This is a genomic window from Clostridium sp. 10cd*, from assembly GCF_044336395.1.
GTDB lineage: Bacteria > Bacillota_I > Bacilli_A > Erysipelotrichales > Erysipelotrichaceae > Clostridium_AQ > Clostridium_AQ innocuum.
Genome location: NZ_CP172347.1, coordinates 2,002,650 through 2,028,458 on the forward strand (window position 1 = coordinate 2,002,650; position 25,809 = coordinate 2,028,458).

34 protein-coding genes are annotated in these 25,809 nt (G+C 42.8%); 30 read left to right on the forward strand and 4 right to left on the reverse strand.

The window, feature by feature from the left end; genetic code table 11:
- Positions 1–202 precede the first annotated feature (202 nt).
- The 4 genes from ACG3M1_RS09795 to ACG3M1_RS09810 all read left to right on the forward strand — a co-directional run bounded on the left by ACG3M1_RS09795 (position 203) and on the right by ACG3M1_RS09810 (position 1,939).
- Entirely contained in the window at positions 203–382 is a 180-nt protein-coding gene (locus ACG3M1_RS09795) for a hypothetical protein (protein ID WP_008819460.1), read from the forward strand.
- Positions 383–495: 113 nt separating this feature from the next.
- The gene (locus ACG3M1_RS09800; protein ID WP_009269334.1) at positions 496–1,257 is read left to right on the forward strand and encodes a hypothetical protein; all 762 of its coding nucleotides are present in this window, start codon (positions 496–498) and stop codon (positions 1,255–1,257) included.
- A 1-nt stretch (position 1,258) separates the two neighbouring features.
- Positions 1,259–1,483: a hypothetical protein gene (locus tag ACG3M1_RS09805; protein ID WP_157813419.1), complete on the forward strand. Its 225-nt coding sequence runs from the start codon at positions 1,259–1,261 to the stop codon at positions 1,481–1,483.
- Positions 1,484–1,615: 132 nt separating this feature from the next.
- Entirely contained in the window at positions 1,616–1,939 is a 324-nt protein-coding gene (locus ACG3M1_RS09810; protein ID WP_008819458.1) for a hypothetical protein, read from the forward strand.
- Positions 1,940–2,306: 367 nt separating this feature from the next.
- On the opposite strand, the gene ACG3M1_RS09815 is transcribed toward ACG3M1_RS09810, so the two are convergent.
- On the reverse strand, positions 2,307–3,419 hold the full coding sequence (locus tag ACG3M1_RS09815) for an FAD:protein FMN transferase (protein ID WP_156344268.1): 1,113 nt from the start codon (positions 3,417–3,419) through the stop codon (positions 2,307–2,309).
- A 307-nt stretch (positions 3,420–3,726) separates the two neighbouring features.
- Here ACG3M1_RS09815 and ACG3M1_RS09820 point away from each other — a divergent pair, with 307 nt between their 5' ends.
- From ACG3M1_RS09820 to ACG3M1_RS09940, 25 genes are all read left to right on the forward strand, one after another.
- Positions 3,727–5,019 carry an RnfABCDGE type electron transport complex subunit C gene (locus tag ACG3M1_RS09820; RefSeq protein WP_002608582.1) on the forward strand — a complete coding sequence of 431 codons (1,293 nt, stop codon included), beginning with the start codon at positions 3,727–3,729 and terminating at the stop codon, positions 5,017–5,019.
- A gap of 13 nt (positions 5,020–5,032) precedes the next feature.
- Positions 5,033–6,535, forward strand: a complete 1,503-nt coding sequence (locus tag ACG3M1_RS09825) for an RnfABCDGE type electron transport complex subunit D (protein ID WP_008819456.1) — start codon at positions 5,033–5,035, stop codon at positions 6,533–6,535.
- Between the two features lie 11 nt (positions 6,536–6,546).
- Complete coding sequence (locus tag ACG3M1_RS09830; RefSeq protein WP_002608584.1) at positions 6,547–7,065, forward strand: FMN-binding protein; 519 nt, start codon at positions 6,547–6,549, stop codon at positions 7,063–7,065.
- Between the two features lie 14 nt (positions 7,066–7,079).
- Positions 7,080–7,739, forward strand: coding sequence for an electron transport complex subunit RsxE (gene rsxE, locus ACG3M1_RS09835; RefSeq protein ID WP_002608585.1), 660 nt, complete (start codon positions 7,080–7,082; stop codon positions 7,737–7,739).
- 3 nt (positions 7,740–7,742) lie between these two features.
- Positions 7,743–8,324: an electron transport complex protein RnfA gene (locus tag ACG3M1_RS09840; protein WP_002608586.1), complete on the forward strand. Its 582-nt coding sequence runs from the start codon at positions 7,743–7,745 to the stop codon at positions 8,322–8,324.
- A gap of 1 nt (position 8,325) precedes the next feature.
- Positions 8,326–8,496 (forward strand): hypothetical protein, encoded by a 171-nt coding sequence (locus ACG3M1_RS09845; RefSeq protein WP_009272898.1) that lies wholly within the window; start codon positions 8,326–8,328, stop codon positions 8,494–8,496.
- A gap of 14 nt (positions 8,497–8,510) precedes the next feature.
- The gene (locus ACG3M1_RS09850) at positions 8,511–8,819 is read left to right on the forward strand and encodes a (Fe-S)-binding protein (RefSeq protein WP_002608587.1); all 309 of its coding nucleotides are present in this window, start codon (positions 8,511–8,513) and stop codon (positions 8,817–8,819) included.
- Positions 8,820–8,958: 139 nt separating this feature from the next.
- Entirely contained in the window at positions 8,959–9,369 is a 411-nt protein-coding gene (locus ACG3M1_RS09855) for a DUF3788 family protein (RefSeq protein WP_008819455.1), read from the forward strand.
- Positions 9,370–9,394: 25 nt separating this feature from the next.
- Positions 9,395–9,775: a hypothetical protein gene (locus ACG3M1_RS09860; RefSeq protein WP_224727324.1), complete on the forward strand. Its 381-nt coding sequence runs from the start codon at positions 9,395–9,397 to the stop codon at positions 9,773–9,775.
- 80 nt (positions 9,776–9,855) lie between these two features.
- Positions 9,856–10,071, forward strand: coding sequence for a PF20097 family protein (locus tag ACG3M1_RS09865; RefSeq protein WP_008819453.1), 216 nt, complete (start codon positions 9,856–9,858; stop codon positions 10,069–10,071).
- 58 nt (positions 10,072–10,129) lie between these two features.
- Positions 10,130–10,387, forward strand: coding sequence for a hypothetical protein (locus tag ACG3M1_RS09870; protein WP_008819452.1), 258 nt, complete (start codon positions 10,130–10,132; stop codon positions 10,385–10,387).
- Positions 10,388–10,849: 462 nt separating this feature from the next.
- Complete coding sequence (locus ACG3M1_RS09875; RefSeq protein WP_002608593.1) at positions 10,850–11,347, forward strand: GNAT family N-acetyltransferase; 498 nt, start codon at positions 10,850–10,852, stop codon at positions 11,345–11,347.
- Positions 11,348–11,636: 289 nt separating this feature from the next.
- On the forward strand, positions 11,637–12,653 hold the full coding sequence (gene asnA, locus ACG3M1_RS09880; protein WP_008819451.1) for an aspartate--ammonia ligase: 1,017 nt from the start codon (positions 11,637–11,639) through the stop codon (positions 12,651–12,653).
- Positions 12,654–12,828: 175 nt separating this feature from the next.
- A complete protein-coding gene (locus ACG3M1_RS09885) occupies positions 12,829–13,599 on the forward strand; it encodes a DeoR/GlpR family DNA-binding transcription regulator (RefSeq protein WP_009587471.1) in 771 nt (256 codons plus the stop codon).
- 236 nt (positions 13,600–13,835) lie between these two features.
- Positions 13,836–14,231, forward strand: coding sequence for a PTS sugar transporter subunit IIA (locus tag ACG3M1_RS09890; RefSeq protein ID WP_008819449.1), 396 nt, complete (start codon positions 13,836–13,838; stop codon positions 14,229–14,231).
- A gap of 45 nt (positions 14,232–14,276) precedes the next feature.
- The gene (locus tag ACG3M1_RS09895; protein WP_008819448.1) at positions 14,277–15,911 is read left to right on the forward strand and encodes a PTS system mannose/fructose/sorbose family transporter subunit IID; all 1,635 of its coding nucleotides are present in this window, start codon (positions 14,277–14,279) and stop codon (positions 15,909–15,911) included.
- Between the two features lie 27 nt (positions 15,912–15,938).
- Positions 15,939–16,961, forward strand: coding sequence for a dihydroxyacetone kinase subunit DhaK (locus ACG3M1_RS09900; RefSeq protein WP_021420248.1), 1,023 nt, complete (start codon positions 15,939–15,941; stop codon positions 16,959–16,961).
- Complete coding sequence (locus ACG3M1_RS09905) at positions 16,958–17,584, forward strand: dihydroxyacetone kinase family protein (protein WP_008819446.1); 627 nt, start codon at positions 16,958–16,960, stop codon at positions 17,582–17,584. Before ACG3M1_RS09900 ends, ACG3M1_RS09905 begins: the two co-directional genes overlap by 4 nt.
- Complete coding sequence (locus ACG3M1_RS09910) at positions 17,574–17,846, forward strand: hypothetical protein (RefSeq protein WP_008819445.1); 273 nt, start codon at positions 17,574–17,576, stop codon at positions 17,844–17,846. The genes ACG3M1_RS09905 and ACG3M1_RS09910 overlap by 11 nt, the downstream gene beginning before the upstream one ends.
- Positions 17,847–17,850: 4 nt before the next feature.
- A complete protein-coding gene (locus tag ACG3M1_RS09915; RefSeq protein ID WP_395815365.1) occupies positions 17,851–18,807 on the forward strand; it encodes an alpha/beta hydrolase in 957 nt (318 codons plus the stop codon).
- A 4-nt stretch (positions 18,808–18,811) separates the two neighbouring features.
- Complete coding sequence (locus ACG3M1_RS09920) at positions 18,812–19,675, forward strand: class II fructose-bisphosphate aldolase (protein WP_008819443.1); 864 nt, start codon at positions 18,812–18,814, stop codon at positions 19,673–19,675.
- A 16-nt stretch (positions 19,676–19,691) separates the two neighbouring features.
- On the forward strand, positions 19,692–20,192 hold the full coding sequence (locus ACG3M1_RS09925) for a PTS system mannose/fructose/N-acetylgalactosamine-transporter subunit IIB (RefSeq protein ID WP_055200621.1): 501 nt from the start codon (positions 19,692–19,694) through the stop codon (positions 20,190–20,192).
- Between the two features lie 8 nt (positions 20,193–20,200).
- Positions 20,201–20,503 carry a cupin domain-containing protein gene (locus ACG3M1_RS09930; RefSeq protein WP_395815368.1) on the forward strand — a complete coding sequence of 101 codons (303 nt, stop codon included), beginning with the start codon at positions 20,201–20,203 and terminating at the stop codon, positions 20,501–20,503.
- A 277-nt stretch (positions 20,504–20,780) separates the two neighbouring features.
- Positions 20,781–21,101, forward strand: coding sequence for a hypothetical protein (locus ACG3M1_RS09935; protein ID WP_055200618.1), 321 nt, complete (start codon positions 20,781–20,783; stop codon positions 21,099–21,101).
- Positions 21,098–21,349, forward strand: coding sequence for a hypothetical protein (locus tag ACG3M1_RS09940; protein WP_009269330.1), 252 nt, complete (start codon positions 21,098–21,100; stop codon positions 21,347–21,349). The genes ACG3M1_RS09935 and ACG3M1_RS09940 overlap by 4 nt, the downstream gene beginning before the upstream one ends.
- 556 nt (positions 21,350–21,905) lie before the next feature.
- On the opposite strand, the gene ACG3M1_RS09945 is transcribed toward ACG3M1_RS09940, so the two are convergent.
- Positions 21,906–23,570, reverse strand: coding sequence for an Rqc2 family fibronectin-binding protein (locus ACG3M1_RS09945; protein ID WP_055200616.1), 1,665 nt, complete (start codon positions 23,568–23,570; stop codon positions 21,906–21,908).
- Between the two features lie 852 nt (positions 23,571–24,422).
- Here ACG3M1_RS09945 and gmk point away from each other — a divergent pair.
- Positions 24,423–24,995 carry a guanylate kinase gene (gene gmk, locus ACG3M1_RS09950; protein WP_002608607.1) on the forward strand — a complete coding sequence of 191 codons (573 nt, stop codon included), beginning with the start codon at positions 24,423–24,425 and terminating at the stop codon, positions 24,993–24,995.
- Between the two features lie 66 nt (positions 24,996–25,061).
- Here the strand turns inward: gmk and ACG3M1_RS09955 are convergent, their stop codons facing one another.
- Both ACG3M1_RS09955 and ACG3M1_RS09960 read right to left on the reverse strand, forming a co-directional pair.
- Complete coding sequence (locus tag ACG3M1_RS09955) at positions 25,062–25,286, reverse strand: hypothetical protein (protein ID WP_002608608.1); 225 nt, start codon at positions 25,284–25,286, stop codon at positions 25,062–25,064.
- 95 nt (positions 25,287–25,381) lie between these two features.
- Positions 25,382–25,651 carry a hypothetical protein gene (locus ACG3M1_RS09960; protein WP_055200614.1) on the reverse strand — a complete coding sequence of 90 codons (270 nt, stop codon included), beginning with the start codon at positions 25,649–25,651 and terminating at the stop codon, positions 25,382–25,384.
- Between the last annotated feature and the right edge of the window lie 158 nt (positions 25,652–25,809).

The following is a 25,809-nucleotide window of genomic DNA, read 5'->3' on the forward strand; positions in this document are numbered from 1 at the left end:
CAGGCCACATGTGAAAAATCACAAAAGCACTATACTTATGTGGTATTTAATGTAAACACATACAATATTGTTATTTGCATTGACAAATAGGTATATTAAATATAATAATCTATTTGATAAGATATATTCGATACTCATAATTCGGTGGAGGTGAAAGAAAAATTATAATGTTAATGATATATTATCTTGATGGAGGGAAAATATGAAAAAAATTCTATCAGTTGTATTCTGTTCATTATTAGCATTCTCAATGAATAGTTTTACAGGGGCAAAAGCTGAAGAAAACGACATGTTGTATTACAAAACTATTAAATCAGAAGTTGCTGATACATATGCAAAGGAAACAGTTTATGATTTTTTGATTGCTGAAAACACAAATTAAGCCAATCTTAAATGAGAATATAACTATGGGACAGGGTATTTATGTTCAGGAGACGAGCAATGATAGCATCCCAACTTATTATTATCCTATTTATATTGATAATAAGTTAACTTATGTTTATAGAATTTTTCGATGATGGAACAGGAAATTATACAGGTATTTTTAGTGAAAATTTTGTAGATGATTTAACTAAATATGCTGGAAATACCCCTGAAGATGCTCCTATTATATCTTTAGACCCACAAAATAACCAGGAGTTATTTATAAGTGATAATGGAACAACGATTGTAAACAGTAAAACTGGAAGTGTAGAAGCATTTCGAACAAAAGCAGAATTTAGAAGTGCTTCTGCTTTCAAGCCAGTTGATATTTCAGACAAAACCAGCTTTTTCGTCAAACCACAAACTAGAGCTACAAGTTATAATTATATGCTAAATATAAATATTCTTGAAACGCAGGGAAGTACAAACTGGTATTTTGCTTATGTTACTGCTACAGCCTTGCGCTATAAGGATAAGAATGTGCGAGCCTCAACAATAACTAATTATTTTAATTTCGGCACACAGACAGCCTTATCAGTTGACAATGCGAAGAAGTATCGTAAAACAAAGGGTGTTACATATGATGGAAGGTACTCAGGCTCTATTATGAATTCTTCTCTTCATGGTTATTTAAGGGGGGGCAATCCGGTACATTGGTCTATGGATGTATCAGGAGGAGGTAATCATGCTTTACTTATTCATGGTATAGAGGGAAGCAGAAGAAGGGTATGGAACCCTTGGTATTCGTACTCTGAATGGTCTGTAGATGCAGTAACTTATAAATCTGCGGGTGGAACAACCATGAAAACACGTGGTTATGGCATGTATTTTTAAAATGAAATTAAAATATTTATTGACTTTCGCTTTCATGATTACATTCACTGGGTGTTCTACACCTCAGGAATCACCTCCGGTTGTTTATTCGGATGCAACTTTGCCATTTGTGTTGCCTGAAGGCATTTTCTATCAAGACAAGATTTATTGGAAAAGTGATGTAGACACTCAAGAAGAAATAAATGGACAAGAATTGGGTGTAATAAAAGAAAGTGTATCACGATAAGAATTTCCAACAAGTAACCTAAATGTAACAAAATCTGCTAAGAAATATATAGGGGACAAAGTAATAAAAAATGACAACTCATTATTCGTTAAACATGATAATAAAATACTACATTTTATCTATACAGACAAGATGGAACTTGGCGAAGAGATGAATGTATTTGACAGCAATAATTCTGAGGATGCCTCGTATCCACCACATTTTATTTATAATGGTATGCGTTATTTACCAGCAACAGTAACTGAACCAGATATCTTTGAAGCGATTCCAGATTCATTTCAGTATGTTGGTAAGATGAAAGAAGAGATTGCTGTATATGCTAGCAGAAACTATACAGGGGTTCACATTAAGAAAAATACAAAAATGTATATCGGAAAGAACCAAAATCGGTTTATGCTTTTACAACATCCGAATGGATTTATTGAACTTTATGAATGTATTGCATATAGGGAATAGAATAATCAAAGAATTTACTAAAAAACTCACGGCTCTATCGTGAGTTTTTTAGTAAATTAAAAGGAAATTAACATTATGATAGAAAGCAATAGCAATTTTCACCTAAGCTTATCTATATACCATATGTCATAAGAAACAATACTATGTAAAATGTTTATACCTTTTATTTAAAAAGTTTCTGCTTTTTATGGCATTTTATGAATGCTTCGAAATCAATAAAATCAACAGACTCTAATCATAAAGAGCAATTCAATGTAGAATGCAGAAAATCAGTATTGGATAAACGAGACTGTTTTCTCCATGCAGTTCAAATCACTGGAACAGGGTGATTTTTTTGACTTTAACCAATCCTACAGGTAACGGTCCATCAGCTCTCCTTGATTTTATCCTTTAAACCGTCGCTAAAGACAATTTGATACCCCTTAACACTGATGGCATCCGTACCATTCTCCGGTTTCTGGATATCATCGTACACCCAGATGGCATTGACCTGAATGTTTTCTTCCTTCTGCAGGCGGTTGATCAGCTTTACGCCTTCCTCATGGCTCATCGTATACAGCGTTGTGGAAAGGATGTCCGCTATGCCGCTGTTGTCTGTGATTACCGTAACAGAACGGCTGTGCCGAGCCGGCATCAATGTATCAGGGTCAATGATATGATGCATGATCTTACCCTTATACGTATAATAGCGCTGGTAATCACCGCTGGTCACAAAGGATGTGTCGCCCTTGGATTTTACAGAGATTAAAGAATCGGTGGACTGTGCTTTCAGATTTGGAATCTGGATGCCGACGGACCAGGCTTCGTTATCCGGTTTATCGCCAATCAGACGGATATTACCACCGCCGTTGATAATGGCATGCTGAAGCCCGTCCTTTTGCAGCTGATCGGCAATAAGCTCCACGGCATAACCCTTGGCAACACCGCCGACATCCAGAGATACATCACGATCGTCGATATATACCGTGCTGTTTTTTTCGTCGATCTGTACATGCTTCCAGCCGCTGTGCTTTGCGGCTGTCTGCAGCTCCTTCATGGAGGGGATACTGCTTTCCTTATTCTTCTGGTTTGCCAGCGTTCCCGCCTCACGGTAATCATGCCAGATGTTTAAAACACTGCCCATCGTGATATCAAACTGATGATTGCTGATCGTATCGTAGGCTTTTGCCAGCTTTAAAAGATCCAGGATGACAGGCTCGACCTTGACCGGCTGTCTGCCGGCATTGTCATTGATGGTTTTGATGTTATTCACACCGTCGTAGCTGTTGTATTTGTCAAACAGACGGTCGTAATAGCGAAACTGCTTTTTCAGCTCGGCACTATAGCTGTTGAAGGCAGCTTCATTCTCCGTATAGGCGGTAAAGCTCACCACGGTATCAAAGCCGATATCCGTTGCCGTCATGGAATATTTATGGAGTGCCTTTTCACTGCAGCCGCTCAGCAGCAGCGCACCCAGCAGAATGCTTAGTATTTTTTTCATGTTATCACCGTTTGACATTATACCATTATTTCCACGAATTTAAACCGGGATGCATAAGAAAACTTTATCATTTCCTACAAGAGCGAAGCATTCGTTTTCAGTAACAATTTAACATTTTTACAAAAGTCCTTACCTGTATGGAAAGCGAAGGAAACCGGAGGGAAACTACCAGAAAAATCCTTAAGAAAATGTTAAATTTCCGCTTTTTATCATGGTATGAAAATGCTATAATAAAACCGGTATGTAAAATGTGTCAGCACATTCACATATGATATGGAAGAAGTAAGAGAAAGGTAAGGTGACTGTGATGTCATTGTTTAAAGGACCGATGCGTCAGCACATTCCGGGCCATAAGGAACTCAGCGACCATGTAGACATCATGGAAGTGAAAGCCGGCAGCAAGGTATTTATCCCTTTGATCTGCGGGCCTTCTGTGAATCTGGAAATACTGGTTAAGGAAGGTGACCATGTTTCCATTGGTACAAAAGTTGCCCAGTGCAATGAACGTAATGTTGTTCCTATTTTTGCAAGTGTTTCCGGTACTGTGGCAGGTACGCAGAAGCTTATGCATTCTTCCCTGAAGCCGGTGGAGCATCTTGTTATTGAAAACGATGGATTGTATGAGCGTGTACGTTCGTTTGAACCGCTTGATTATAAGAGCGCGGATCGTACAGCGCTGATCGATTTCATGATGAATGCGGGAATCATCGGTCTGGGTGGTGCAGGCTTCCCTGCATATATCAAGTACAAATTTGCAAAGGATGTAAAGAAGCTGATCATCAATGCGGTGGAATGTGAACCGTTCATCACTGCGGATTATAAGATGATTCAGGCGCACAAGGAAGAATTTGTTACCGGTGTGGCAGCCATGAAGAAAATGGCGATGGCACCGGAGGCAGTAATCGCAATCAAGAAGACGCATCCGGATCTGATTCAGTTTGTGGAAGAAGCAGTCAAGGGCATGGAGGGCTTCAGCGTAGCGGCTGTGCCGGATGTGTACCCGATGGGCTGGGAGCGTGTTTTGGTGCGTGAAATCATGCATGCGGAATATGAAAAGCTGCCGGGTGAGGTTGGTGCCATTGTCAATAATGCGACAACGGCGATTGCATTTGGCGATGCACTGCTAACAGGAACGCCAATCGTATCCAAGACGCTGACCGTATCCGGAAATGCGATAAAGAAGCCGGTCAACGTACAGGTTCCGGTCGGTGTACCGGTATCTGAAATCGTAGCGGCATGCGGCGGCTATACCTGTGAGGACGTAAGGCTGATTGCCGGAGGTCCGATGATGGGGAAAACGATTGTCAACGACAAATTCGTGATCGACCGCAATATGAATGCATTGACCATTCTGGAAAACAAGCCGTTTGACAGCATTGCCTGTCTGCGCTGCGGGAAATGCTCCGACCACTGTCCTGCAGGACTGCAGCCGGTGCGTATTGCACAGGCGGTAAAAACAAACGATAAGAAAGCCATGGAAAAGCTATGTGCCATGGATTGCATCGAGTGCGGTCTTTGTACATACATCTGTCCGTCCCGTCTGGATGTGACGGAGAATGTTCGCCGTGCAAAGCGTCAGCTGATGCTGGCTAAGAAGTAAGGGAGGGTATTTTATGAAATTTACATTCCATGCATCACCGAACTTACGTCAGAAGCAGAGCACACAGCAGATTATGCTGGAGCTGATGATCGGGTTACTTGTGGTGTTTGCATTTTCACTAATTTATTATAATCAGGCATATAGCTTTGATCATATGCTGCAGGCAATCAAGCTGCTTGCGGTATCCCTGCTTGTCGCATTTGTGACTGAGCTTGCCTGGGCATTCTTTATGAAGAAGGATCAGAAATTTGATCTGCCGTATATCAGGAAGTTTATGGGAGGCTCCTTTGGATGGATCACAGCGATCATCTTAACGCTGATGTGTCCCATCAGTATCCGCCCCTATGCGCTGGGAGTCTCCACCTTCTTCGCTATCTTCTTTGCGAAGCTGTTGTTTGGAGGCTTTGGAAACAATATCTTCAATCCGGCTGCTGTGGGAAGAGCCATCGTCTTTGCGACCTTCATGGGGGCAACGACGGATGTCATCACCTCAGCAACACCGACAACCGTTATCGCGAGCGAGTTTAACTGGCTGGTGACAAATCCGGAAATGATCAAGGATATGATGAGTGAAATCGGCGGTATCGGAAAGCTGCTTACCGGCTGGTATCCGGGTGCGATCGGTGAAACAAGCGCAATCATCATTCTACTGGTCGGTGTTGTATTGTCCATTCGCCGCGTTATTGACTGGAGAGTTCCTGCTGTGTATCTGGGAAGCATCTTTGTTCTGGCGGCCGGTATCGCACTGCTGCGCGGTGTAGGAAGCTATGACGGCATTCCGGGCTTTATCTGGTATCCGCTGGTTCATGTATTGACCGGTGGTGTTGTCTTTGGGGCAGTGTTTATGCTGACCGATCCGGTGACCTCTCCAACGAGTGCACAGGGGCGCTGCATCTTTGCGCTTGGAGCTGCCATCATCACCGTGCTGATCCGTGTAAAGGCAAATCTGCCGGAGGGATGTCTGTATTCCATTCTGATGATGAATATGCTGACACCGATGATTGAAAAAGGGCTGGAAGGAAAACAGCTGGCTCTGCGCAAAAAAGCGACGATCATCTTCAGTATTGTTGCAGTTGTCGGTATGGGAAGCGTACTGCTTGCCGGAAGCGTTATTGAAGCAAAGGAGCCGGCTCCTGCTGTTATGCTGAATACTGCGGACAAGGATGTCAATAAATTTGAAGCCAAGCTGAGTGGAAAGACAGAAAACAGTGATGGCACCGTGACCTATCATGTGGAATCACAGGGGTACGCATCCACAGAGGATCCAACCATCTATAACAAGTTCGATATCACCGTGAAGGATGATAAAATCGTCACGGTTGTACCGACGGAAATCAATGATACACCGTATCAGGGTGATAAAATTGACAATCCTGCATTCCTGGATCAGTTTATCGGACAGGATTTGAAAAAGGATGTCGAGGTAGAAAAAAATGATGCGGTAACAGAAGCTACGTTCTCTTCCAAATCAACGGTACGCGCCGTTGAAGAGGTACGTAAGGCTCTGGGATATTAGGAGGTAAGAATATGAAAAAGATACTACATCTGACTGTCTTCTTAGCTCTGATTGCTGCCCTGGCCGGAGGAGCGCTGGCGTTTGCCAATAACATGACGGCTCCTGTCATCGCTGCCAATGAGCTGGCTGCGGAAAAGGAGACACTGAAGGAGATCTATCCGGATGTGAGTGATGATGCATTTGTAAAGGTGAAAGACAATGCTTCCAAAACCATTGAGAAAATATTCGAGGTGGAAGGAAAGGGCTATATCTTCAAAATGAAGGTAACCGGATATAAGGACGGTACCAGCTATTTGGTGGCTCTGAACAAGGATGGAAGCGTGTATGACTATGTTGCGATTTCCAATGGAGATACACAGGGGCTCGGCTCCAAGGTAACGGAGAAGCCGTTTCGTGAATCTTTAAAGGGAAAGGATGCAGCAGGTGAAGAGATTCTGGATGATACGATTACCGGAGCAACGGTTTCCAGTAAGCCGGTTATTGAAGGAATCCGTGAAGCAGCCAAATATCAGGCTGAGAATCTGAAGTAGGAGGTGGATGAAGAATGAACCGTAAAGAGAATTTTACAGCAGGATTCATCCGTGAAAATCCTGTATTCTCCCTGTATCTGGGACTTTGTTCCACCCTGGCCATTACGACCACGCTGAACAATGCCATCGGTATGGGAGTTGCTGTTATCGTAGTATTGATCATGTCCAATGTGATCATTTCCCTGATTCGTAATATTACACCATCGGAAATCCGTATTCCGGTGTATATCGTTATCATTGCAACACTTGTAAAAATCATCCAGATGCTGATTAAGGCATATGCGCCGAGTCTGGATTCTGCGCTGGGTGTCTTCATCCCGCTGATTGTTGTAAACTGTATTATTCTGGGCCGTGCGGAAGCCTTTGCCAGCAAAAACGGTGTGTTTGATTCTGCACTTGACGGACTTGGCATGGGACTTGGGTACACCGTATCCATCATCCTGATGTCCGCAATCCGTCAGATTATCGCAACGGGAATCCTGTCCTTTGACAATCCGTTCGATGCTGCACAGAATATTTTCTCAATCCGTATTATTCCGGAAGACTTTGCAATCTCCATGTTCTCTCAGCCGTTTGGTGCATTCTGTACGTTTGCATGTCTGGCTGCGGGACTGGCTGCCTATAAGTCTCACCAGCAGAATAAGGCGAAGAAGCTGGAAAAGGAGGCGAAATAAACGATGAACTGGAGCAATTTATTTGTGATGCTGATTACGTTTGTCTTCATTAACAACGTCGTCCTGAATCAGTTCCTTGGTATGTGCCCGTTTATGGGGGTATCCAAGAAGAGCAGCTCTGCCATCGGTATGGGTGCTGCCGTTACCTTTGTAATCGTAGCTGCATCATTAGTTACCTATGGTTTGTATTATATGGTACTGGATCCGCTGGGACTTCAGTATATGGATTTGATCACGTTCATTCTGGTCATTGCCGCACTGGTTCAGCTGGTCGAAATGATCATTAAGAAGCTGAGTCCTTCCCTGTATAAGGCACTTGGTGTCTACCTGCCGCTGATCACGACAAACTGTGTCGTATTGAATGTGACACTGAATAACATCACCAGCGGTTATAACTTCGCGGAGATGCTGACATATTCCATTGCGATTCCTGTTGGTTTCACGATGGTGCTGTACATCTTCTCTACAATACGTGAGCGTCTGGATGCCTGTGATACGCCGCTTTCCTGGAAAGGAAATCCGATTGCCCTGATCGTTGCAGCAATCATGGCACTTGCCTTCAGCGGACTGATGGGTCTGGTTTAATATGAAGGCATTACTTCCCGTCCTGTATCTGGGGGCACTCGGTGCAGTTTATGCGCTGGTGTTTTACTTCAATCACAAAACACCGCTTCCCAAGGGATGTGAGGATTTGAAAGCACAGTGCAAGGGCTGTCATGATCATTCCTGCTGCAACAACCCTGCACATGAGGAATAGAAAGGGGTCGTCACATGGTAACTGCAATCGTTATGATGCTTGTTCTGGGGGCAATTCTTGGTCTTGGGCTGGGAATTGCGGATAGATTCTTAAGCGTTGAAGTCGATGAGCGTATTGAAAAGGTCAGCAGCATGCTGCCAAACTACAACTGCGGCAGCTGCGGGTATGCGGGCTGCAGCGGACTTGCCGAGGCACTGGTAGAGGGTGAAGTCACTGTTGTCGGTACCTGCAAGCCTTGTAAACCGGATCAGAAAGCAGCCATCGCTGAATATCTGAACACAACACCGGGACCGGATGGTACCTGTGTTAAGGTAAAAGCTTAATCAATGAAGTCAAGGAGTATTCTTTCGCAATGAAGGATGCTCCTTTCATATTTTAAGGAAAATACGGTGAACAGAGAATTACATATGGTTGAAAGTGTGCTATAATGAAAAAAACAATCGAATGGCAGGAGATCGGTTTATGTATGAAAGAATGTTGAATAAGCAGGAACAGCCTCAGTATAACGAAATGTGTATGCACTGCAAGGAATGTGGGGAGCTGTTTGCCGGTTTGAATACATGGCTCATGGAAACATTTGCAACGCATCAGGACATTACCTTTCCCTATGGTAACCATTACGGCTGGGGAATTGCGCATCGTAAGCGTAACAAGCTGATGTGCAATGTGTTTCCGGAAGCGGGTGCTTTTACCGTCATGCTGCGGTTATCGGATACACAATTTGCATCGGTATATGAGCAGCTGCAGCCTTATGCAAAGGAATATGTTGATAACAGATATCCCTGTGGCAACGGCGGCTGGATACACTATCGTGTATGTGAGGAAGCTCATATGGAAGATATTCAGCGACTGCTCTTTCTTCGCTGTGACTAAAGATGCAGTAGTATGGAAGTAAGGAGTGAGAAAGTTGAAAACATGGGGATATATGGTTCTTCTGTTTAGTATCTGTATCCTTGGCGGCTGCAAGGATACAGAGGCTGAGACCGTCCAGGGGAAAATAGTGAAAGCGGAAAGCAGTGAGCAGCTGCTTATGGTAAACGGACAGCTGTATTACAATACGAAGAAAACCGATAATGAAAGTCTGCGCTGCGGTATGATGGATGGAGAAATCGACAGCATGGTAGGGCGGACAGAAATACCGAAAAAGGATAATCAATCCAACTTCGCTATCGGTATCAGCTATCAGATAGGGGATCAGGAGATAGAGCTGGCTATGGATGGGGGCTGGGTCATATTCAAACCATGGAAGCCAGTTGTTCCATTGGATATAGAGGAATAAAAAGCGAACGTATACACCACTGGGCAGAAGGACTGCCAAGCTTCTATAGTTTCACATCTGCCGAAATAGGAGGAATGAAAATGCTTCGTCCATATTGCGGTAAGGAAATGAAAGCAGGGTTTGTACAGGCCGCTTCCAATAGTATTTTCTCTGAAAAAAAGCACCTTGTGAGGATGCAGCCTGCAAATGATCAGGAGGTGCTGCTGGCAGAGCAAACCTTGTATCCCGCTGCTATAGCTGCATATTACTGCACAGTCTGTCACCGGGTTATTATGAATGGCGAAGAAAGATTATAATACAAAAATAAGTGAATTACAATGTAGTCAGTTACGTTTATAGAGAGGAGTGTGAGAAATGTTATCCTTAAAAAAAGTGCTGTTAACGGCAATTGCATCCTTTCTGGCATTTGCAATCCTTGCAGGTATATTTGCCGATTTATTACTGCTTATGCTTGGTCTGACAGGAGTGAGTTTTGATATGTATAGAATTCAGATCTGCCTTGCATTTTTATGTTCCGTAATGGTAACATGTACCTATATCATTATCCGTAAAATTTATGAGCTTTCTCTGGATTTCAGCCGATGGAAGAATAAGGATAAGATGCCGTTTTAGCACGATATGAAAACATTACTCTTTTTCCATGTCTAGTCATAATGAAGACAGATAGGATACTATACGAATGTTAAAGAGGTGATGACGGCATGGAAAGCTTTCAGGAATGGCTGGATTTTGTATTGGACATGCCATTACCTGACGATAGCGCTGCAGTGAATTTCAATTTATTTGAACAGGAAGAAAAAATCTAATCGATCGAATTTGCAGGTACAGGAGGCTTTGATCCACAGGATGATGACTAGTAAGGAGATTTTTGTAACACGTGAGGCATTGTCCGGCTGAAAACAGGTCCTTACGGAAATGATTATAAGGCTTTAAGCATATCTATCCTGCGGCTGATATACGGAAACACTGAAGGCATATACCGGAATCGGTATCGGTTTTGTGGTTGGAGATATCTACATACTGTATCAAAATGAAGCTCAATGTCATATAACAACAGGTAATAGAGTTTACACCATGCAGAAAGGTGCATACTATATCATGGTGATGAATATGACAGTTATGGTACGTCCCTGGGATGTAGAGGATGCGATGGAGCTGCACAGCTTGTCCATGCATCCGTATTATTTAAAAAAAAGAGTCTGGAAATTCCTGTATCCGGATACCTTTCTTAATGCCGTATCAACGATTCATTTTTATCAGCATGCAGATCCGCAGCGGTATTTATTTCGTGCGGTGGAGCTGGACGGCAGTGTTTGCGGCTTTCTGGAATGTGAAAAAAAGACCAGCAGCAGTGCGGAGCTGTCCTATTGGCTGGGTGTACATTACTGGCATAAGGGAATCATGCAGCAGGCGGTTCGTGCTTTGTGCGAGGAGGCCTTTGATACGCTGCAGGTGCTCTCCATTTATGCACTGGTTGAAAAACGCAACACCGCTTCCATGCATGTGCTGGAGGCAAATGGATTTCAAAGAGAGGAATTCGGAAAGCTGTACATGTTTAAAAAGTATAAGTAGGACATGTGTGTTGTATTCTTTTACAGGCTGTGTATGAGAAAATGTAAACGGATGAAATAGTGTAGGCAAGAGGATAAAGAACGTTTGAATTTCCAAGCGTGTGACATCCTCTTTTCTTGTATCTCTCCGATATGCGAAAAGCTGATTGAATCGTGTGCTTCCTTCTGTATATATCGAAATGAAAGGAATTGTAAATTAGTTAAGGATATTGAAAAATATTTCAAAAAAAGATATATTTTGGAAATAAAATCATGTATAATAAGAAGGTATATGAAAGAGGAGTGAAGCTATGGCAGTTGAAGATCTGATCATACCAAAATATTATGAAAACAAGCTGGATATCATATCCACGGAAATCGCCATCAAATATGTCAAGGACCTGTTTGAACGTCGTCTGGCGCATCATTTGAATCTGATGCGTATATCCGCACCCCTGTATGTTTCCAAAAGCAGCGGATTGAATGATGATTTGAACGGTACTGAGCGTCCGGTAGCGTTTGATATCATGGAAATTGAGGGTGAGGACTATCAGATTGTTCATTCTCTTGCGAAATGGAAGCGTATGGCTTTGAAGCGGTACAATCTGAATGTAGGTAAAGGAATTTATACCGATATGAATGCAATCCGACGGGATGAGGTGCTGGATAATCTGCATTCCTGCTATGTCGATCAGTGGGACTGGGAAAAGATAATCAGTCGGGAGAATCGGACGATGGAGTTTCTGAAAATGACTGTACGTAATATTATGAAGGCATTGAAGGAAACGGAGAAGGAGCTGGATATCGTTTATGAAAATCTCATGCCGTTTATTCAGGAGGATGTGTATTTCATCACTGCACAGGAGCTGGAGGACCGCTTTCCTGATCTGACACCAAAAGAGCGCGAGTATGAGATTGTAAAGCAGCATAGAACTGTCTTCCTGATGAAAATCGGAGATACCCTGAACAGCGGGGAAAAGCATGACGGACGTGCCCCGGATTATGATGACTGGGCATTAAACGGTGATATCCTTCTGTATTATCCGGTGCTGGATACCGTACTGGAAATAAGCAGTATGGGGATCCGCGTGGATGCTAAAGCATTGGCAGAGCAGTTGAAAAAAGCAGGCTGTGAGGAGCGTAAGAATCTGCCGTTTCACAAAATGCTGTTGCAGGATGAGCTGCCGTTAACCATTGGCGGAGGTATTGGTCAGTCCAGAATTTGTTTGATTTTATTAAACAAAGCACATATCGGAGAAGTACAGGTTTCCCAGTGGAGCGATGCCATGCGGGAGGAATGTGAAAAGCATAATATCGTATTGTTATAGGACATGAAGGTGTCCTATTTTTTATTCTGCAAGGAATGCTGTCTTCACGACATGAAAAAAACATTGTATAATGAATATAGACATAAGAAATTGGGAATTTCTTGATAGGGAATATATAATATTTTGATTGCGAAAGGAGAATGACGGGCATACAGTTGTCTGTCGTAGTTGGGGTATGGAAAAGAGATTGGAAAAAAGGCTTGATGAAATATCAAACTATTTACTATCGCATGGGAAGGCAAGTGTTAAGGAACTATCCGACTGCTTTGGAGTGACAATGGAAACCATTCGTAAAGATTTGGAGTTCTTACAGAGAAAAGGCATTTTATTTCGTACGCACGGCGGTGCTGTTTTACGTAATTCATTTACCGATGTACCGATCGATGTTCGAACACAGGAAAAAATTGAGATAAAAAAGGCAATCTGTATGGAAGTAATCAACTTTATTCACGATGACGATGTTGTTTTCGTTGACCCCAGCTCTACAGCACTTCCGCTTGGGAAGCTCTTTAGCTTTCGCAAGAATTTACTGATTATCACGAACTGTTTTGAAATGATGAATGAATTAAAGGAAAGCAGAAATGAGGTAGTCTTTCTCGGTGGGAAGTATTCACGAAGCGGAAATCGTACAGAGGGGCAGTTTGTATCCGATATGGCGAGTCGGTTTTCTTATGATGCTGCGATTTTTGGAACGGATGGCTGTCTTGGATTTGATGGTCCCGGGACACAGACAGAAGATGCAATGTTTTTAAATGAAATCATATTGCGAAGAAGTAAATGTAAAATCTTGATTACGCTGGCAGTTAAGTTTGAACGAACATCACGTTATCAATATGGCGTGTTTCAGGATTTCGATGCTCTGGTTACAGATAAGATTGATCGTGATCTTAATCATAAGTTAAAGATTGGTAAGATCATAGAAGTTAACCGTTTTGATACTGAATAAAGAAATACGGGCATGTCTGATGATATGTCTTTTTTTTATGTGCTTGTAAATTTTTGAAACAAAACAATTCGGAAGTGATATAAATTTTGAATCAATAGTAAAAAGATTTGATTTCAGAATTAAAAAGAAATCTATTGACTAATATACTGTAAAATATACAATGTAATTGTAAATGGAAACGATTTCATAAAAACAGATTTAATTAAAAACTTTTGAAACAAAAAGGAGGAGTCAAAATGAAACATATCGTTATTGGAGCGCATGGGAATCTGGCAGAGGCCTTTTTAGAAACTGTTCGGATGATAGCCGGAACAGAACAGACGTCCTGTATTCATGCCATCGGAATGAAGGAGAATATGGATCCGCAGGCATTTATCAAAAAGGCAGAGGAGCTGATCGATGAGGATCGAGATGGTGAATATTTGCTGTTGGCGGATTTATTCGGAGCAAGTCCCTGCAACAGTCTGCTTATGGCATTTCAGCATTGCCGCTACCGTCTGGTAACCGGCTTGAATCTGGGAATGGTCTTAGAAGTATTATTTCAATTCGATGATATGTCTTTGGAAGAAGCGGCAGAGCACATGGTAGAAATAGGGAAAGGAGGTATTCAGAATGTGATTTTGCCTGCATAAGGGATGGAAGACGTATGCATACATTAGAAAAAAGGAGAGGAAAAAATGACATTATTACAAGCAATCTTACTTGCGATGCTGTATTGGCTGGCAGCAGGTGAAATCTTTGTACCGTTCACCTACTGCTTCTGTGATTTAATGCTTATCTCACTGCTTACCGGTGTTATTTTGGGGGATCCGGTAAAGGGCTGTATTGTTGGTGGAACTATTCAGCCGCTGTATCTGGCACTCACTGCCGTTGGAGGCGCTATGCCGGTGGACAAAGAAGCGGCCGGTATTGTGACGACGGCCATGGTCATAACGGCAGGCATATCGCTGGATCAGGGTCTGGTGATTTCTTCGGCAGCTGCACTGATCATGGCGCAGCTGCACACAGTAAAGCGTTTGGCTATGGTTTGGACGGTACATCATGCGGATAAAGCAGTGGAAACCGGAAATGTAAAAGAGCTTACCCGTACCTCACTGCTTTACGGACCACTCATTCGTGCGGTGATTTTCCTGGTGCCGATGACCATCGTATTGAAATACGGCGTAAACAGTCTGGGTGTTCTGATGAACGGCCTTCCGGATTGGGCAAACAACATGTTCTCTCTGGCAGGCGGACTGCTGCCTGCACTCGGATTTGCCATGGTCATTCTGGTCATCGGAAAGGGACAGCTAATACCGTTCTTTATCGCAGGCTTCTTCTTTGCTCAATATTCCGGTCTGGGAGCGGTACCGGGCTGTCTGCTTGGTATTTTTATTGCCTGGCTCTATACGATTTTTACAAAAAAGGAAACAGACAATGGAAGCCTGTTTGCGGATTTACTCAATCTCAAAAATGCGGAATCCAAGGCAACACATATTCTTAGCAGGAAAACCTTGAAAAAGGTTTGGTTCAACTGGCGCCTGCATGTCTGCCATGTGGATAATGTTGAGCGTTTACAGGCAATGGGGATGTGTTTAACCATGGCACCGGCATTGGAAGAGCTGTATCCGGATGACAAGGAAGAACAAATCAAAGGATTGAAACGACATATGCAGTTCTTTATCACAGAAAATATGATTGGTGGTATCATTCCCGGTATTATTACATCACTGGAAGAGCAAAGAGCGATACAAAAGCGGGATCAGGTGCCTGAAGATCAGCTGATTTCCGAAGATCTGATCAACAGTGTTAAAAACGGCATGATGGGGCCTTTTGCCGGTGTTGGTGATACCCTGAATTATGCGACATTGAAGCCACTTATCTCCACCTTCTTTATGGGCTTTGCGCAGCAGGGGATGCTGTGGGCACCCATTGTAGATGATATTCTACTCTATGTCATTCTCGTATCGGAAGGTAAATTCATGTTCAACATGGGCTATAAGCTGGGAACCGATTCAGCAATGAATATACTGCAAAATAATGCAGTGCAGAAAATCGTAACCTTCTTCTCTATTGTCGGATTGTTTGTGATGGGTACTATGGCAGCACAAAACGTCAATGTAGCTGTTATCTATGAAATTCCATACGGGGCAAAGGATATGATCAGTATTCAGGAGCTGCTGTTTAATCCGATTGCCCCGGGTATACTCTCACTTCTTGCAGTCTTTGGTGTTTACGCTTATCTGAAGAAAGGCGGCACCGTGTTAAAGGTTACGCTGGTACTGCTGGTAATTGCCATCGCACTTGGAGGTCTGGGTATTCTGGGTGTGTAATTCAAAAAGGAGGAAGCAGAATTGACTATGAAAAAATTTATCAATCAGCCGGAGCGCTTTATTGATGAAATGCTGTACGGGCTGTATGCGGCACATCCGTCGTATTATACGTGTGTGAATGAGGATGCGCATTGCCTGATAACCAAGCATAAAATTGCAGGAAAGGTAGGAATCGCAACAGGTGGAGGAAGCGGTCATCTTCCGCTGTTTCTGGGATATGTCGGTAAAGGAATGCTGGATGGCTGCAGTGTAGGTGATGTCTTTCAATCACCAAGCTCAGAACAGATGCTTGACGTCACAAAAGCCATTGATTCCGGAGCGGGAGTTCTCTATATCTTTGGAAATTATAACGGGGATATCTTTAATTTTCAGATGGCTGCGGAAATGGCAGAGATGGAGGAGGATATTGAAGTATGTCTGTCGATTGCCGGTGAGGATGTGGCAAGCGGTCCACGTGCAAAGGAACAGGAAAAAAATATTCGTCGAGGTGTTGCAGGCATTTTCTTTGTGTATAAATGTGCAGGTGCAGCTGCTGCGGAAATGCTGCCACTGGATGAGGTGTACCGGATTGCAGAAAAAACAAAGCTACTCGTGGCAACCATGGGTGTTGCTTTGAGCCCCTGCACTGTCCCAAGAATCGGTCATCCCAGCTTTACGATAGCGGATGATGAAATGGAAATCGGTATGGGAATTCATGGAGAAGCAGGGCTTCGCAGAGGAAAGATTTGCTCGGCGGATGATATCGTAAAGGAAATTGTACCGCCTGTTATGCAGGATTTGCAGCTGCGGCATGATGATGAGGTGTGTGTATTGATCAACGGTCTGGGAGCTACTCCATTAGAAGAACAGTATCTGATTACTGGGCTGGTACACCGTTTGCTAAAAGATGCGGGAATACGAGTTCATAGAACGTATGTCGGAGAATATGCGACATCACTGGAAATGACCGGCTTGTCTATCTCTTTACTGAAGGTTGATGAGGAACTGAAGCGATTGATGGATGCTGCGGCAGATACCCCGATGTTTAAACAGTTTGGAGAGTCAAAATGAAAACAGAGGGTATAAAGCGTGTATTCCACGCATGGAATTTGATATTTCAGGAGCATGTAGAGCAATTGACTGCGCTGGATTCTGCTGGTGGAGATGGAGATCTCGGTGTTGTTATGCGCGATGGATTTCGCATTGCGGATGAATTTGTCACGGATAGTGATGAACATGATATTGGTAAAATGATATATATGGCAGGAAAAAAATTTAACAGCATCGCCTCATCTTCCATGGGGACACTCATTTCCAGCGGCTTTATGAAGATTGGAAAACAGCTGAAAGGAAAAGAAGAACTGAAGGATGCTGAGCTTGCGGTATTGTTTCAGGCAATGATAGAAGGTGTCATGACACTCGGCGGTGCAAAAGAGGGGGAGAAAACATTTCTTGATGCGCTTTGTCCGGCACAGCGTGCCTATGCTGAGCATGTAGATGAAGGGAAAGCAAGAGCCTTGCAATGTGCTGTCACTGCTGCAAGAGAAGGTGTGGAGAAAGCTAAAATGATGCAGGCAAGGCATGGAAGGCTGGCATTCCGTCAGGAAAATTCCATTGGTATGGTCGATCCGGGAAGTGTAGTTGCTGCATTGTATGTGGAAGGAATACAACAGGGGCTCCGTGATGAAGAATAAGAAACTGCTGTTCGTTAAGCTGACAGGGCTCACACTTGCAATTTACTGGTTTATCAGCAAGGGGGGGACACAATCTGTAGACACCTCTTTCGGATTGCAGGAAAAACGAGAAGCATTTGATATGTTTGATGTTGCATCATCCTGGATGATCTGGCTGGTTATAGCATATCTAGTCTTCGTTGCTCTGCGCAATCTGTATTCGAAAAATGTTAGAAAACCAAAAAGCAATATGCAGAAAAAATATGCAAAATTAAGGAGATAGGCTTATGAAGCTGCAGGAATACCGTTTTTTAAGCGGAGATGGCGAGGATGAGCTATATGGTTGCGCATGGCTTCCAGATGGCCCGGTGAAAGGTTATATACAAATTTTACACGACCTATATGATCATATTGAGCGCTATATGCATCTGCTTCAGTTTTTTGCCGAACATGGTTATGCAGCCTTTGGACACGATTTGGTTGGTCATGGAAGGTCTGTATATAGAAACGGTCCCGGTCAAATCAGTGCAAGACATACCTATAGACACTTTATCGAGGATGCGGAAACAATGTTTTATCTGGTTGTTAAGGATGCCATGCCAAAGAAGGAACAGAAGAAGTCCTATATTCATGCATTGATCGGCTTTGGTTTCGGCAGTATGCTGGCAAAGCAGTATGCAATCATGACAAGCAATTGCAATGCATTGATCTTATGCGGTGACTACGGTTTTCCCTCTCTGTATAGAAAGGCAATGAACATATATGCAAAGGAATGTCGCAAAAAAGCGGATACGGAACCGGCTGGAAAAACGGAAGACTATATTCTCTCCCATTATGGCATTGATAATATGGATACCTTTCTTGAAGAGAGAGTATCAAAGCCTCGTGAACAGAAAAAGCTGAAACGTGACGCCTGCTGTCAGCTTTCTTACTCCATGCAGTATATGTTAAACAGAATTACACTGTGTTCTCTGTATATGACGGAAGACTGGATTTCACAGCTTCCCGAATATCTTCCGATTTTATTTATGAGCGGGTATGAGGATGTGTTTTCCAATTATACCCGTGAGTTGGATGTCGTCATACGGAAATTAAACTATGCCGGTGCAGAGAATATCTTTTATAAATATTATGAACACAAGAAGCATGAGTTGCTGTTTGAAGATGCTGCAGTGAATGTCATGCAGGACATGCTTAAGCTGATTCGGCGTCTGGAAGAACATAGCATAGAAAGGAAGGAATGAAATTATGTTGGTATCAATGTTGGAAATCTTAGAAAAGGCGAAGGAAGGGGGATATGGTGTTCTGGCACCGAATGTTTTTAATGAAGACTCTGTCAGAGTTTGTATAGAAGCAGCTGTTGAGCTGGATTCACCTCTTATTATTGATGTTTTGCCGGATAATCATAAGGATATTGTTTCCTTTGGAAAACTGATTTGTTCAATGGCGAATGAGGTACGGATACCGATTGCACTGAATCTGGATCACGGAGATAGCTTCGAAGCCTGTGTAAAAGCGATTTATGGCGGATTTACAGGTGTTATGGTGGACCGCAGTGCATTGAGCTTTGAGGAAAATGCACGGCAGGTCGCGGAGTTTAAGAATATCTGTGCACCTCTTGGCATCACAGTGGAAGCGGAATTTGGACAGATTGCGGATGGTTGTGACTACGAAGAAAAGCGCGATGAATATCTGACAGATCCTGTGAAAGCAAAAGAGTTTGTTGAGAAATCAGGCTGTGACTGTCTAGCGGTATCCATTGGTGAAGCACACGGAGAGTATACCGGAAAGGGACCGGATATTGATTTTGAGCGATTAAAGGAAATAAAGAACCTGGTGGATGTACCTCTGGTATTCCATGGCGGCTCATTCTCAGGGTTTGAAAATATTGCGGAATGCTGCCGAATTGGTACACAGAAGGTGAACATGGGGACTGATGCTTATAATTATGGACTGGATTGTCTGTTCCATGACGGGCGTTATCAGAACGGAGAGAATATTGGCGCAAGAATGGCAGGCGATATTATGTGGGCAGGCTATAAGGAGCGCGTGATGGATTATATGAAGGTAACAGGTTCTGTCGGTAAAAACTGGATCAAAATTGAAAACTAAGGAACGGTGATGAAAAATGGCACGCATAGGTTTAGTCAGAATAGACAGTCGTTTGATACATGGGCAGGTATGTACGCAGTGGCTGTACAGGACGAATAGTAAAAAGGTGTATATTGTTGATGATGAAGGTGCGAACAATTCCTTTTTGTCCAGCATTTATAAAATGGCATGTCCGGTAGGTGTTGAACTGGAAACGATATCGACAGAGGAAGCCGGAAAGAGATGGCAGCAGGATCAGTTAGGTGATCTGGAACCGATTTTCGTCCTGTTTAAAAATATGCCTATGGCCTACAAGGCTTATAAGGCAGGCTTTCGCTATGCTACCCTGCAGGTAGGTGGAATTGGCGGTGGTGTTGGACGAAAAAATATTGTCGGACCGATTTCGTTTGATGATAACGATGCAAAAATGCTGGATGAAATGTTCCAGGATGGATTGGAGGCTTATTTCCAGCCGGTACCGGATAATCAAAAGGTATCCTGGATTGATGTAAAGGCTAAGCATTACCCGAATTTATAAAGGAGATTATGATGAAAGATGTATACATAAGAAAGCCAAATGATAAGGAACGCAGGCTCTTGGAATCCTGTCCGATTTGGGAACATGAGCCTACTCAATGGGATGCGGAATATGATGAACGTTGTGAAACATGTCTGATAATCGAAGGAACAGCAGTTGTGAGTGGCAGTGACGGCCAGTCCTATGCGTTCACAAGGGGGGATCTTGTGACCTTTCGTCCGAATATGAGCTGTGTATGGAAGGTACTGGAGAAAATCCGTAAGCATTATCTATTTGATATGGATACAGACGAACATAGTGCTTCGTCATAATGGAGAACAGATGAATCTGTAAAAAAGAAGTAATAGCCCCTTACAAGAGGAAATTTACTTCTTTTTTTCAACAATGATGCCCGCACCCTGAAGCATATAAGAATTAATGAAAGGTCAAACACAATGCAAAAAACGATTCCTGTTTGGGTATATGACTGAATTGAGGATGTCTTTCTTACATGTTGGAAAGCTATACGTATGATGGCTTGTGAGAACCATTGCAATGTGGTATAGTATCTATATGCTTTTATAGTAATGTAAGAGGAGATGAAGCAGTATGCAGAAATCACAAAAGCTTACCGCATCGATTTTACTGGTTGCCTGTATCGCCTATAGCCTGTTTTTTCCTGATTCTGTCAATACGGCATTGGTCTTTGTTTTGTATACCTGTATGCTCATGTATCTTTTCAGCAAACGGGAGCTGCCGGTTCTCTCCCGTATGAAAATCATGATAGCAGCATTTATGTTCAGTATGCTGATGACGGCAGTGTGTATTGCTGCGGCAGAGCTGCTTCGCGGCTATTTCCTTTTTGATGGTGTTTTGATGGGCTGTCTGATGTTTCTGGCTATGGGAGCTGTCATCCAGACCTTTTTTTGATTTTGCAGGAATTTCTGCCGGATGTGGTACAGGTCGTGCTGCTGGTGCTGGCGGGCCTTTATCTGATTAACATCGGGGTCTTGAGTGCAATGATGTTTTCTACATTATCCAATATCGGGTTAACAGGCGCGAATACGGAGTATATATTGCCCTGGGATCTGCTGGGCATCGCATTGTGTATTGTGCTTGCTGAGGGGGTACTGTTTGCAGGAATTCACAGGCTGCGCCTGTATTTTCAGAGCCGATAACAGCATGTGATCATTAGGAGAACAGGTACTGCTGATTCTTTCTCTCAGGATATGGAAATCGTGAAAAAAACAGCTGCGCCGTACATGGAAAAGGATGAATTCGTTTTGCAGTTCAACTGTGTATCAAAGATTTCATCTGTTTTTCGTATAAGAAAAGCAGGAAGAAAATAAACCTGCTTAATATAGAATTGAAAAAAATAATTGAGATAATGAAATTGTATCCACAGAAAAGAGTATCCGCAATAGGTTTGATTTCCATGACAGAAAGCCAGGATGTATACTTAAGTTTTTTCTTACTTTAGGGTGTATGCAACAGGGAGAATTCAACTTCTATTGATAAAACCAATCGTGTTGAAGCCTCCCGTTTTAAGCTTACCCGCAATCGGGAAAGAAGCTAACATTATTCCAGTCTTCTTTTATGCAGATACTGGACCATTCCTCAGGTAAGAAGAAAGAACCCCATATCAGCATATACGGATACAGGGATGGGGAAAGCTTTTAGGATACAGGCATCTATGCGAACTTCTGTAAAGCTGTTGTTTCTGCCTTCATCCTTTTAGTGCTTTTTCTGTGTAATCAGATGTTCGTCGATCAGTTTTTGAATCTGTGCCGGTTCCGGATCGATATAAATGGTTTTGTAATTTGACAGGGAAACAAAGCTGCCCTTGTTTCCGGGAATCTTTTTCAACTGGCGAATCGTGCAGTAATTCACAGGAACACTGGAGGAATAGCGGGCGTTGCTGTACCAGGCGGCAAGCATGGCGGCATTGCGCAGAAGCTCCTCATCCGGCTGCTCACAGGTGATTACCACATGGGCTCCATGCACATCCTTGGTATGCAGCCACATATCGCTTTTTTTTCCCAGACGCCAGGTAACGTAATCATTTTGCAGATTGTTTTTACCAACATAGATATATACGTCATCGAATGCAAAGGTCTCATAATGTGGAAGCTCCTGCTTCTTTTTCTTTCGTATGCGGGTTTTAACAGCCTTGACATAGCCCTGTCGTGCCAGCTCCTCCCGAATTTCCATAGCATCCTGTACGGTCGCCTGTTCCAGCTGGACCTCCATGGATTCAAAGTAGCGGATTTCCTTTTCGCATAGGGCAAGCTGTTCCTGAAGGATAGCCTGTGCCCGCTTGCTCTTGTGGTATTTCTGATAATAGCGGTTGGCATTTCCCTTGATATCAAAGCGCATGTCCAACGGAATATGGATATCCTTACCAGTTTCAAAAGAGGGGAGTGTGACGGTTTCCCTGCGCTCGATACTTCCCATGTAGGCAAACAGTAAATCACCGTATTCCCTGTATTTATCGCAATCCATTGCCTCCTCCAGCGTCTGCTGCAGTTTTGGGTATTTTGAAGTATTCTTATGCAGCTCCTTGCGCACGGCACGAAACAGATCACCACTCTGCTGCTTGATGCGAACCTTTTCCTCCTTCTGGAAAAAGAGCAGATCCATACCCTTCATCAGCGGATACTGCCGTGCTTCCACCTCCAGATGTGTCAAAGGTATGCAGTGAAACTGGGTTTTGTCCTGCACGTCACTCAGATACAGTGTATCGGATGTACGAATCTGTTCCAGAATTTCATCGAAGTTTTCACCCTGCGCCATACGATACTGCACTTCTCTGGAAAGCAGCGGAGAAAACCCGTGAAACTGTTTGGTAAAGGATTCACTTGGATCTATTTTTTCATAATGATAGGGATCCTGCTTTCCGGTATGCGGTGCAGGCAGCTGATAAAGCGCTCCCGGATGAATGGTGCGGCGGTTGTTTTCAAACGGCGGAATGCGTTTTAAGGCATCCAGAATATGCCCCTCCTCATCCACCAGAATCATATTTGCATATTTCCCCATGAGTTCGATATAAAGATGCCGGTCATGGATATCACCAAGCTCGTCCCTTGCCTCGATCACCATATGCAAAATGCGATCCAGACCGACCTGATTCAGAGAACGAAGGATTCCTCCGTCAATCTGCTTTCGCAGCAGCATGAGAAAATTCCCCGGTGTCTCCATCGTGGTATATGATTCCTGAGTCAGATTGATACGGTTGTATACGCTGTGTAAGGAAATCATCAATCGTCGTGTTCCCTTTTGTGTCCGTATTGTAAACAGCAGCTCGGTATCGCTGATCTGTTGCAGCTTTGTTAGCTTGGCAGGCAGAAAGCTCTGCAGCTCTTTCTGTACCTGATGAAGCAGTAATCCATCTAATGCCATAAAATCACCTCGCTGCTCCATTATATCATACCAAAAGGGCATGCTGAGCGCTAACTTTCATATGTTTGCGGCTGAAAAATAGAGAATTGAGCATTATACTATAGGAAGAGACACATGTGCAGCTGCTTTATGGAATAGCGAAGCTTGAATACAATCATAAAATCGAAATTGCTTTTCTATCTTGTGAGGTTTTCTATTTCTTATACTGCTCTAATTTTTTTTAAGCTTTGTCTGCGAACTGTTTTTTTGATTCGAAGTGAATTCTTGCGTGATATGTGTGACTGTTTCCAAAATGGAATCTGTGTTTCTTCTTTCTCCAGATAGGATTTTCTTTATAATCTGTATTTTGACAGAATATATGCTACACTGTAAATACAAAAAAAGGAGAGGTCGGTCTATGAGAAACTATATAAATAATACATTGCATTCACATCTAATTCATCCGCAAAAGCCCCGGCCTTTCGGTAGCTCAACCGCTTGCTAGAAGCGTTTTTTCTTATGCTTTCATTCATTCCTTACAGTTATTAAATAGCTTTCAGCAGCTGAACACCGCTTGTCGGCGGTAAGGACTGCCTTGTCTTTGTCGCATCCATTCCTGCGTATGATACGAAACAGCAGGAACCTCTATATGCTAAATAGGTTCATAAAAAGCAAAACATTTGTCCAGATAAGGGAATTCACTAATGCTTTTTATGACTGTTAAGTGAAAAGATCAAGAAATGTGCAATCTTTTTTACGATTATAGCTAAAAAGTAGTTAATTTATTCAAAAAGCCTAAAAAAAACAGAAACACGTTTGACATACCCTGCCTGCACTAGTAAAATAAATGTAAGAATAGTAAGGGGTGTGCTCATGAAAAAAGGTTTATTGATTATTATCAGCGGACCAAGCGGTGTAGGCAAAGGAACTGTGCGTAATTGCTTTATGAATGATGAATCCTTAAAGCTGGCGTATTCCATTTCCATGACAACCAGATCACCAAGACAGGGTGAACAAGATGGCGTTGATTACATATTTACAACAAAGGAAGAATTTGAACAGGCGATCCATGACGGCGAGCTTTTGGAATGGGCAGAATTTGTAGGGAACTATTATGGTACTCCGATGTCACAGGTAGAGAAGCTGCGCAAGGAAGGCAAGAATGTATTGCTGGAAATCGAGGTACAGGGCGCTACACAGGTACGTGAAAAATGTCCGGAGGCGCTGACCATCTTCATTATTCCGCCAAGCATGGAGGAATTGGAAAAACGGATACGGGGCAGAAGAAGTGAGCCGGAGGAAATTGTACAGCAGCGTTTAGCCAAGGCAAGTAAGGAAATCAAAATGGTTAATAATTACAAGTACATCGTATGCAATGATGATCCGCAGCTGGCAGCGGATATGATTTCCACAATTATTAAGCGTCATATGGAGATTGACGAATAAACACACGATACAGTGTGTTTTTTATTGAATGAAAAACACAGCGTTTAATTTTCTGTGTTTTCTTCTTTAAAAGGGGAGTTTATCATCTTTCATCAGACCTTTTTTTCTTGCCAGCTCATGAAGCCATTGCTTTACCGGCAGCTTCCATTGTTCTTTTGGGGAAGGGATATTTTTCAGAAGTGATTTTGGTGATATCCCCAACTGCTTTGCCAATTGAATATCCCGGGTATGTAAACGGCAGCGTTTCTTTGCCTCTGCCCAGGCCCTATCTTTCTCTGTTGTATTTGCCATATTGATCTCCTTTTGAATAAAGCATAGCACAGTGCTCGATACAATGACAAGGAAAGAAGGAGTTTCAGATATTTAGAGGTTATTAAAAAATAATTTTATGGAAATCCGACATATTCCACATGCACAAAAAGAGTATACCGGTGACATTCGAAAACACCAATCGCATTCCCTGTATCATGGGCAAGCATTGCTTTTTGAAAGACATAATACGGTTTTCCAAAAGCAGACACGTGGATGCTGTTCATGTATACGGATAAATCCTTTGTGATTAGGAATGCTCGAAGCTTCATGGCACCGCTATACGTGCAGCATGTATATACCAGGAAGATAGCGATGATGATCCACAAAATGCGTTTCTTTTTCATATCTATCCTTTCTGTAAGTTCCGCATGGATGCTTACTTAGCTGTTAACAGTATAGCACAGATGACATAGAGAGTATTGAATGTCATGGAATCGTAAAAGGTTTGTAAGAAAAGAATAAAGAGTAAAAGGAATGGCTATAAGAAAAGCAGCTGTCTCAT

Bases quoted from the DNA above. Each gene is read 5' to 3' on its own strand.
- ACG3M1_RS09920 (WP_008819443.1), top strand. From the start codon at position 18,812: ATGTTGGTATCAATGTTGGAAATCTTAGAAAAGGCGAAGGAAGGGGGA.
- ACG3M1_RS09875 (WP_002608593.1), top strand. From the start codon at position 10,850: ATGCAGAAAGGTGCATACTATATCATGGTGATGAATATGACAGTTATG.
- asnA (WP_008819451.1), top strand. From the start codon at position 11,637: ATGGCAGTTGAAGATCTGATCATACCAAAATATTATGAAAACAAGCTG.
- ACG3M1_RS09915 (WP_395815365.1), top strand. From the start codon at position 17,851: ATGAAGCTGCAGGAATACCGTTTTTTAAGCGGAGATGGCGAGGATGAG.
- ACG3M1_RS09955 (WP_002608608.1), bottom strand. From the start codon at position 25,286: ATGGCAAATACAACAGAGAAAGATAGGGCCTGGGCAGAGGCAAAGAAA.
- ACG3M1_RS09900 (WP_021420248.1), top strand. From the start codon at position 15,939: ATGAAAAAATTTATCAATCAGCCGGAGCGCTTTATTGATGAAATGCTG.
- ACG3M1_RS09830 (WP_002608584.1), top strand. From the start codon at position 6,547: ATGAAAAAGATACTACATCTGACTGTCTTCTTAGCTCTGATTGCTGCC.
- ACG3M1_RS09960 (WP_055200614.1), bottom strand. From the start codon at position 25,651: ATGAAAAAGAAACGCATTTTGTGGATCATCATCGCTATCTTCCTGGTA.
- ACG3M1_RS09930 (WP_395815368.1), top strand. From the start codon at position 20,201: ATGATGAAAGATGTATACATAAGAAAGCCAAATGATAAGGAACGCAGG.
- ACG3M1_RS09895 (WP_008819448.1), top strand. From the start codon at position 14,277: ATGACATTATTACAAGCAATCTTACTTGCGATGCTGTATTGGCTGGCA.
- ACG3M1_RS09810 (WP_008819458.1), top strand. From the start codon at position 1,616: ATGGAACTTGGCGAAGAGATGAATGTATTTGACAGCAATAATTCTGAG.
- ACG3M1_RS09805 (WP_157813419.1), top strand. From the start codon at position 1,259: ATGAAATTAAAATATTTATTGACTTTCGCTTTCATGATTACATTCACT.
- ACG3M1_RS09935 (WP_055200618.1), top strand. From the start codon at position 20,781: ATGCAGAAATCACAAAAGCTTACCGCATCGATTTTACTGGTTGCCTGT.
- ACG3M1_RS09945 (WP_055200616.1), bottom strand. From the start codon at position 23,570: ATGGCATTAGATGGATTACTGCTTCATCAGGTACAGAAAGAGCTGCAG.
- ACG3M1_RS09885 (WP_009587471.1), top strand. From the start codon at position 12,829: ATGGAAAAGAGATTGGAAAAAAGGCTTGATGAAATATCAAACTATTTA.
- ACG3M1_RS09890 (WP_008819449.1), top strand. From the start codon at position 13,836: ATGAAACATATCGTTATTGGAGCGCATGGGAATCTGGCAGAGGCCTTT.
- ACG3M1_RS09820 (WP_002608582.1), top strand. From the start codon at position 3,727: ATGTCATTGTTTAAAGGACCGATGCGTCAGCACATTCCGGGCCATAAG.
- ACG3M1_RS09925 (WP_055200621.1), top strand. From the start codon at position 19,692: ATGGCACGCATAGGTTTAGTCAGAATAGACAGTCGTTTGATACATGGG.
- ACG3M1_RS09855 (WP_008819455.1), top strand. From the start codon at position 8,959: ATGTATGAAAGAATGTTGAATAAGCAGGAACAGCCTCAGTATAACGAA.
- ACG3M1_RS09840 (WP_002608586.1), top strand. From the start codon at position 7,743: ATGAACTGGAGCAATTTATTTGTGATGCTGATTACGTTTGTCTTCATT.
- ACG3M1_RS09850 (WP_002608587.1), top strand. From the start codon at position 8,511: ATGGTAACTGCAATCGTTATGATGCTTGTTCTGGGGGCAATTCTTGGT.
- ACG3M1_RS09825 (WP_008819456.1), top strand. From the start codon at position 5,033: ATGAAATTTACATTCCATGCATCACCGAACTTACGTCAGAAGCAGAGC.
- ACG3M1_RS09795 (WP_008819460.1), top strand. From the start codon at position 203: ATGAAAAAAATTCTATCAGTTGTATTCTGTTCATTATTAGCATTCTCA.
- ACG3M1_RS09845 (WP_009272898.1), top strand. From the start codon at position 8,326: ATGAAGGCATTACTTCCCGTCCTGTATCTGGGGGCACTCGGTGCAGTT.
- ACG3M1_RS09815 (WP_156344268.1), bottom strand. From the start codon at position 3,419: ATGAAAAAAATACTAAGCATTCTGCTGGGTGCGCTGCTGCTGAGCGGC.
- ACG3M1_RS09800 (WP_009269334.1), top strand. From the start codon at position 496: ATGTTTATAGAATTTTTCGATGATGGAACAGGAAATTATACAGGTATT.
- rsxE (WP_002608585.1), top strand. From the start codon at position 7,080: ATGAACCGTAAAGAGAATTTTACAGCAGGATTCATCCGTGAAAATCCT.
- ACG3M1_RS09870 (WP_008819452.1), top strand. From the start codon at position 10,130: ATGTTATCCTTAAAAAAAGTGCTGTTAACGGCAATTGCATCCTTTCTG.
- ACG3M1_RS09905 (WP_008819446.1), top strand. From the start codon at position 16,958: ATGAAAACAGAGGGTATAAAGCGTGTATTCCACGCATGGAATTTGATA.
- ACG3M1_RS09910 (WP_008819445.1), top strand. From the start codon at position 17,574: ATGAAGAATAAGAAACTGCTGTTCGTTAAGCTGACAGGGCTCACACTT.
- ACG3M1_RS09865 (WP_008819453.1), top strand. From the start codon at position 9,856: ATGCTTCGTCCATATTGCGGTAAGGAAATGAAAGCAGGGTTTGTACAG.
- gmk (WP_002608607.1), top strand. From the start codon at position 24,423: ATGAAAAAAGGTTTATTGATTATTATCAGCGGACCAAGCGGTGTAGGC.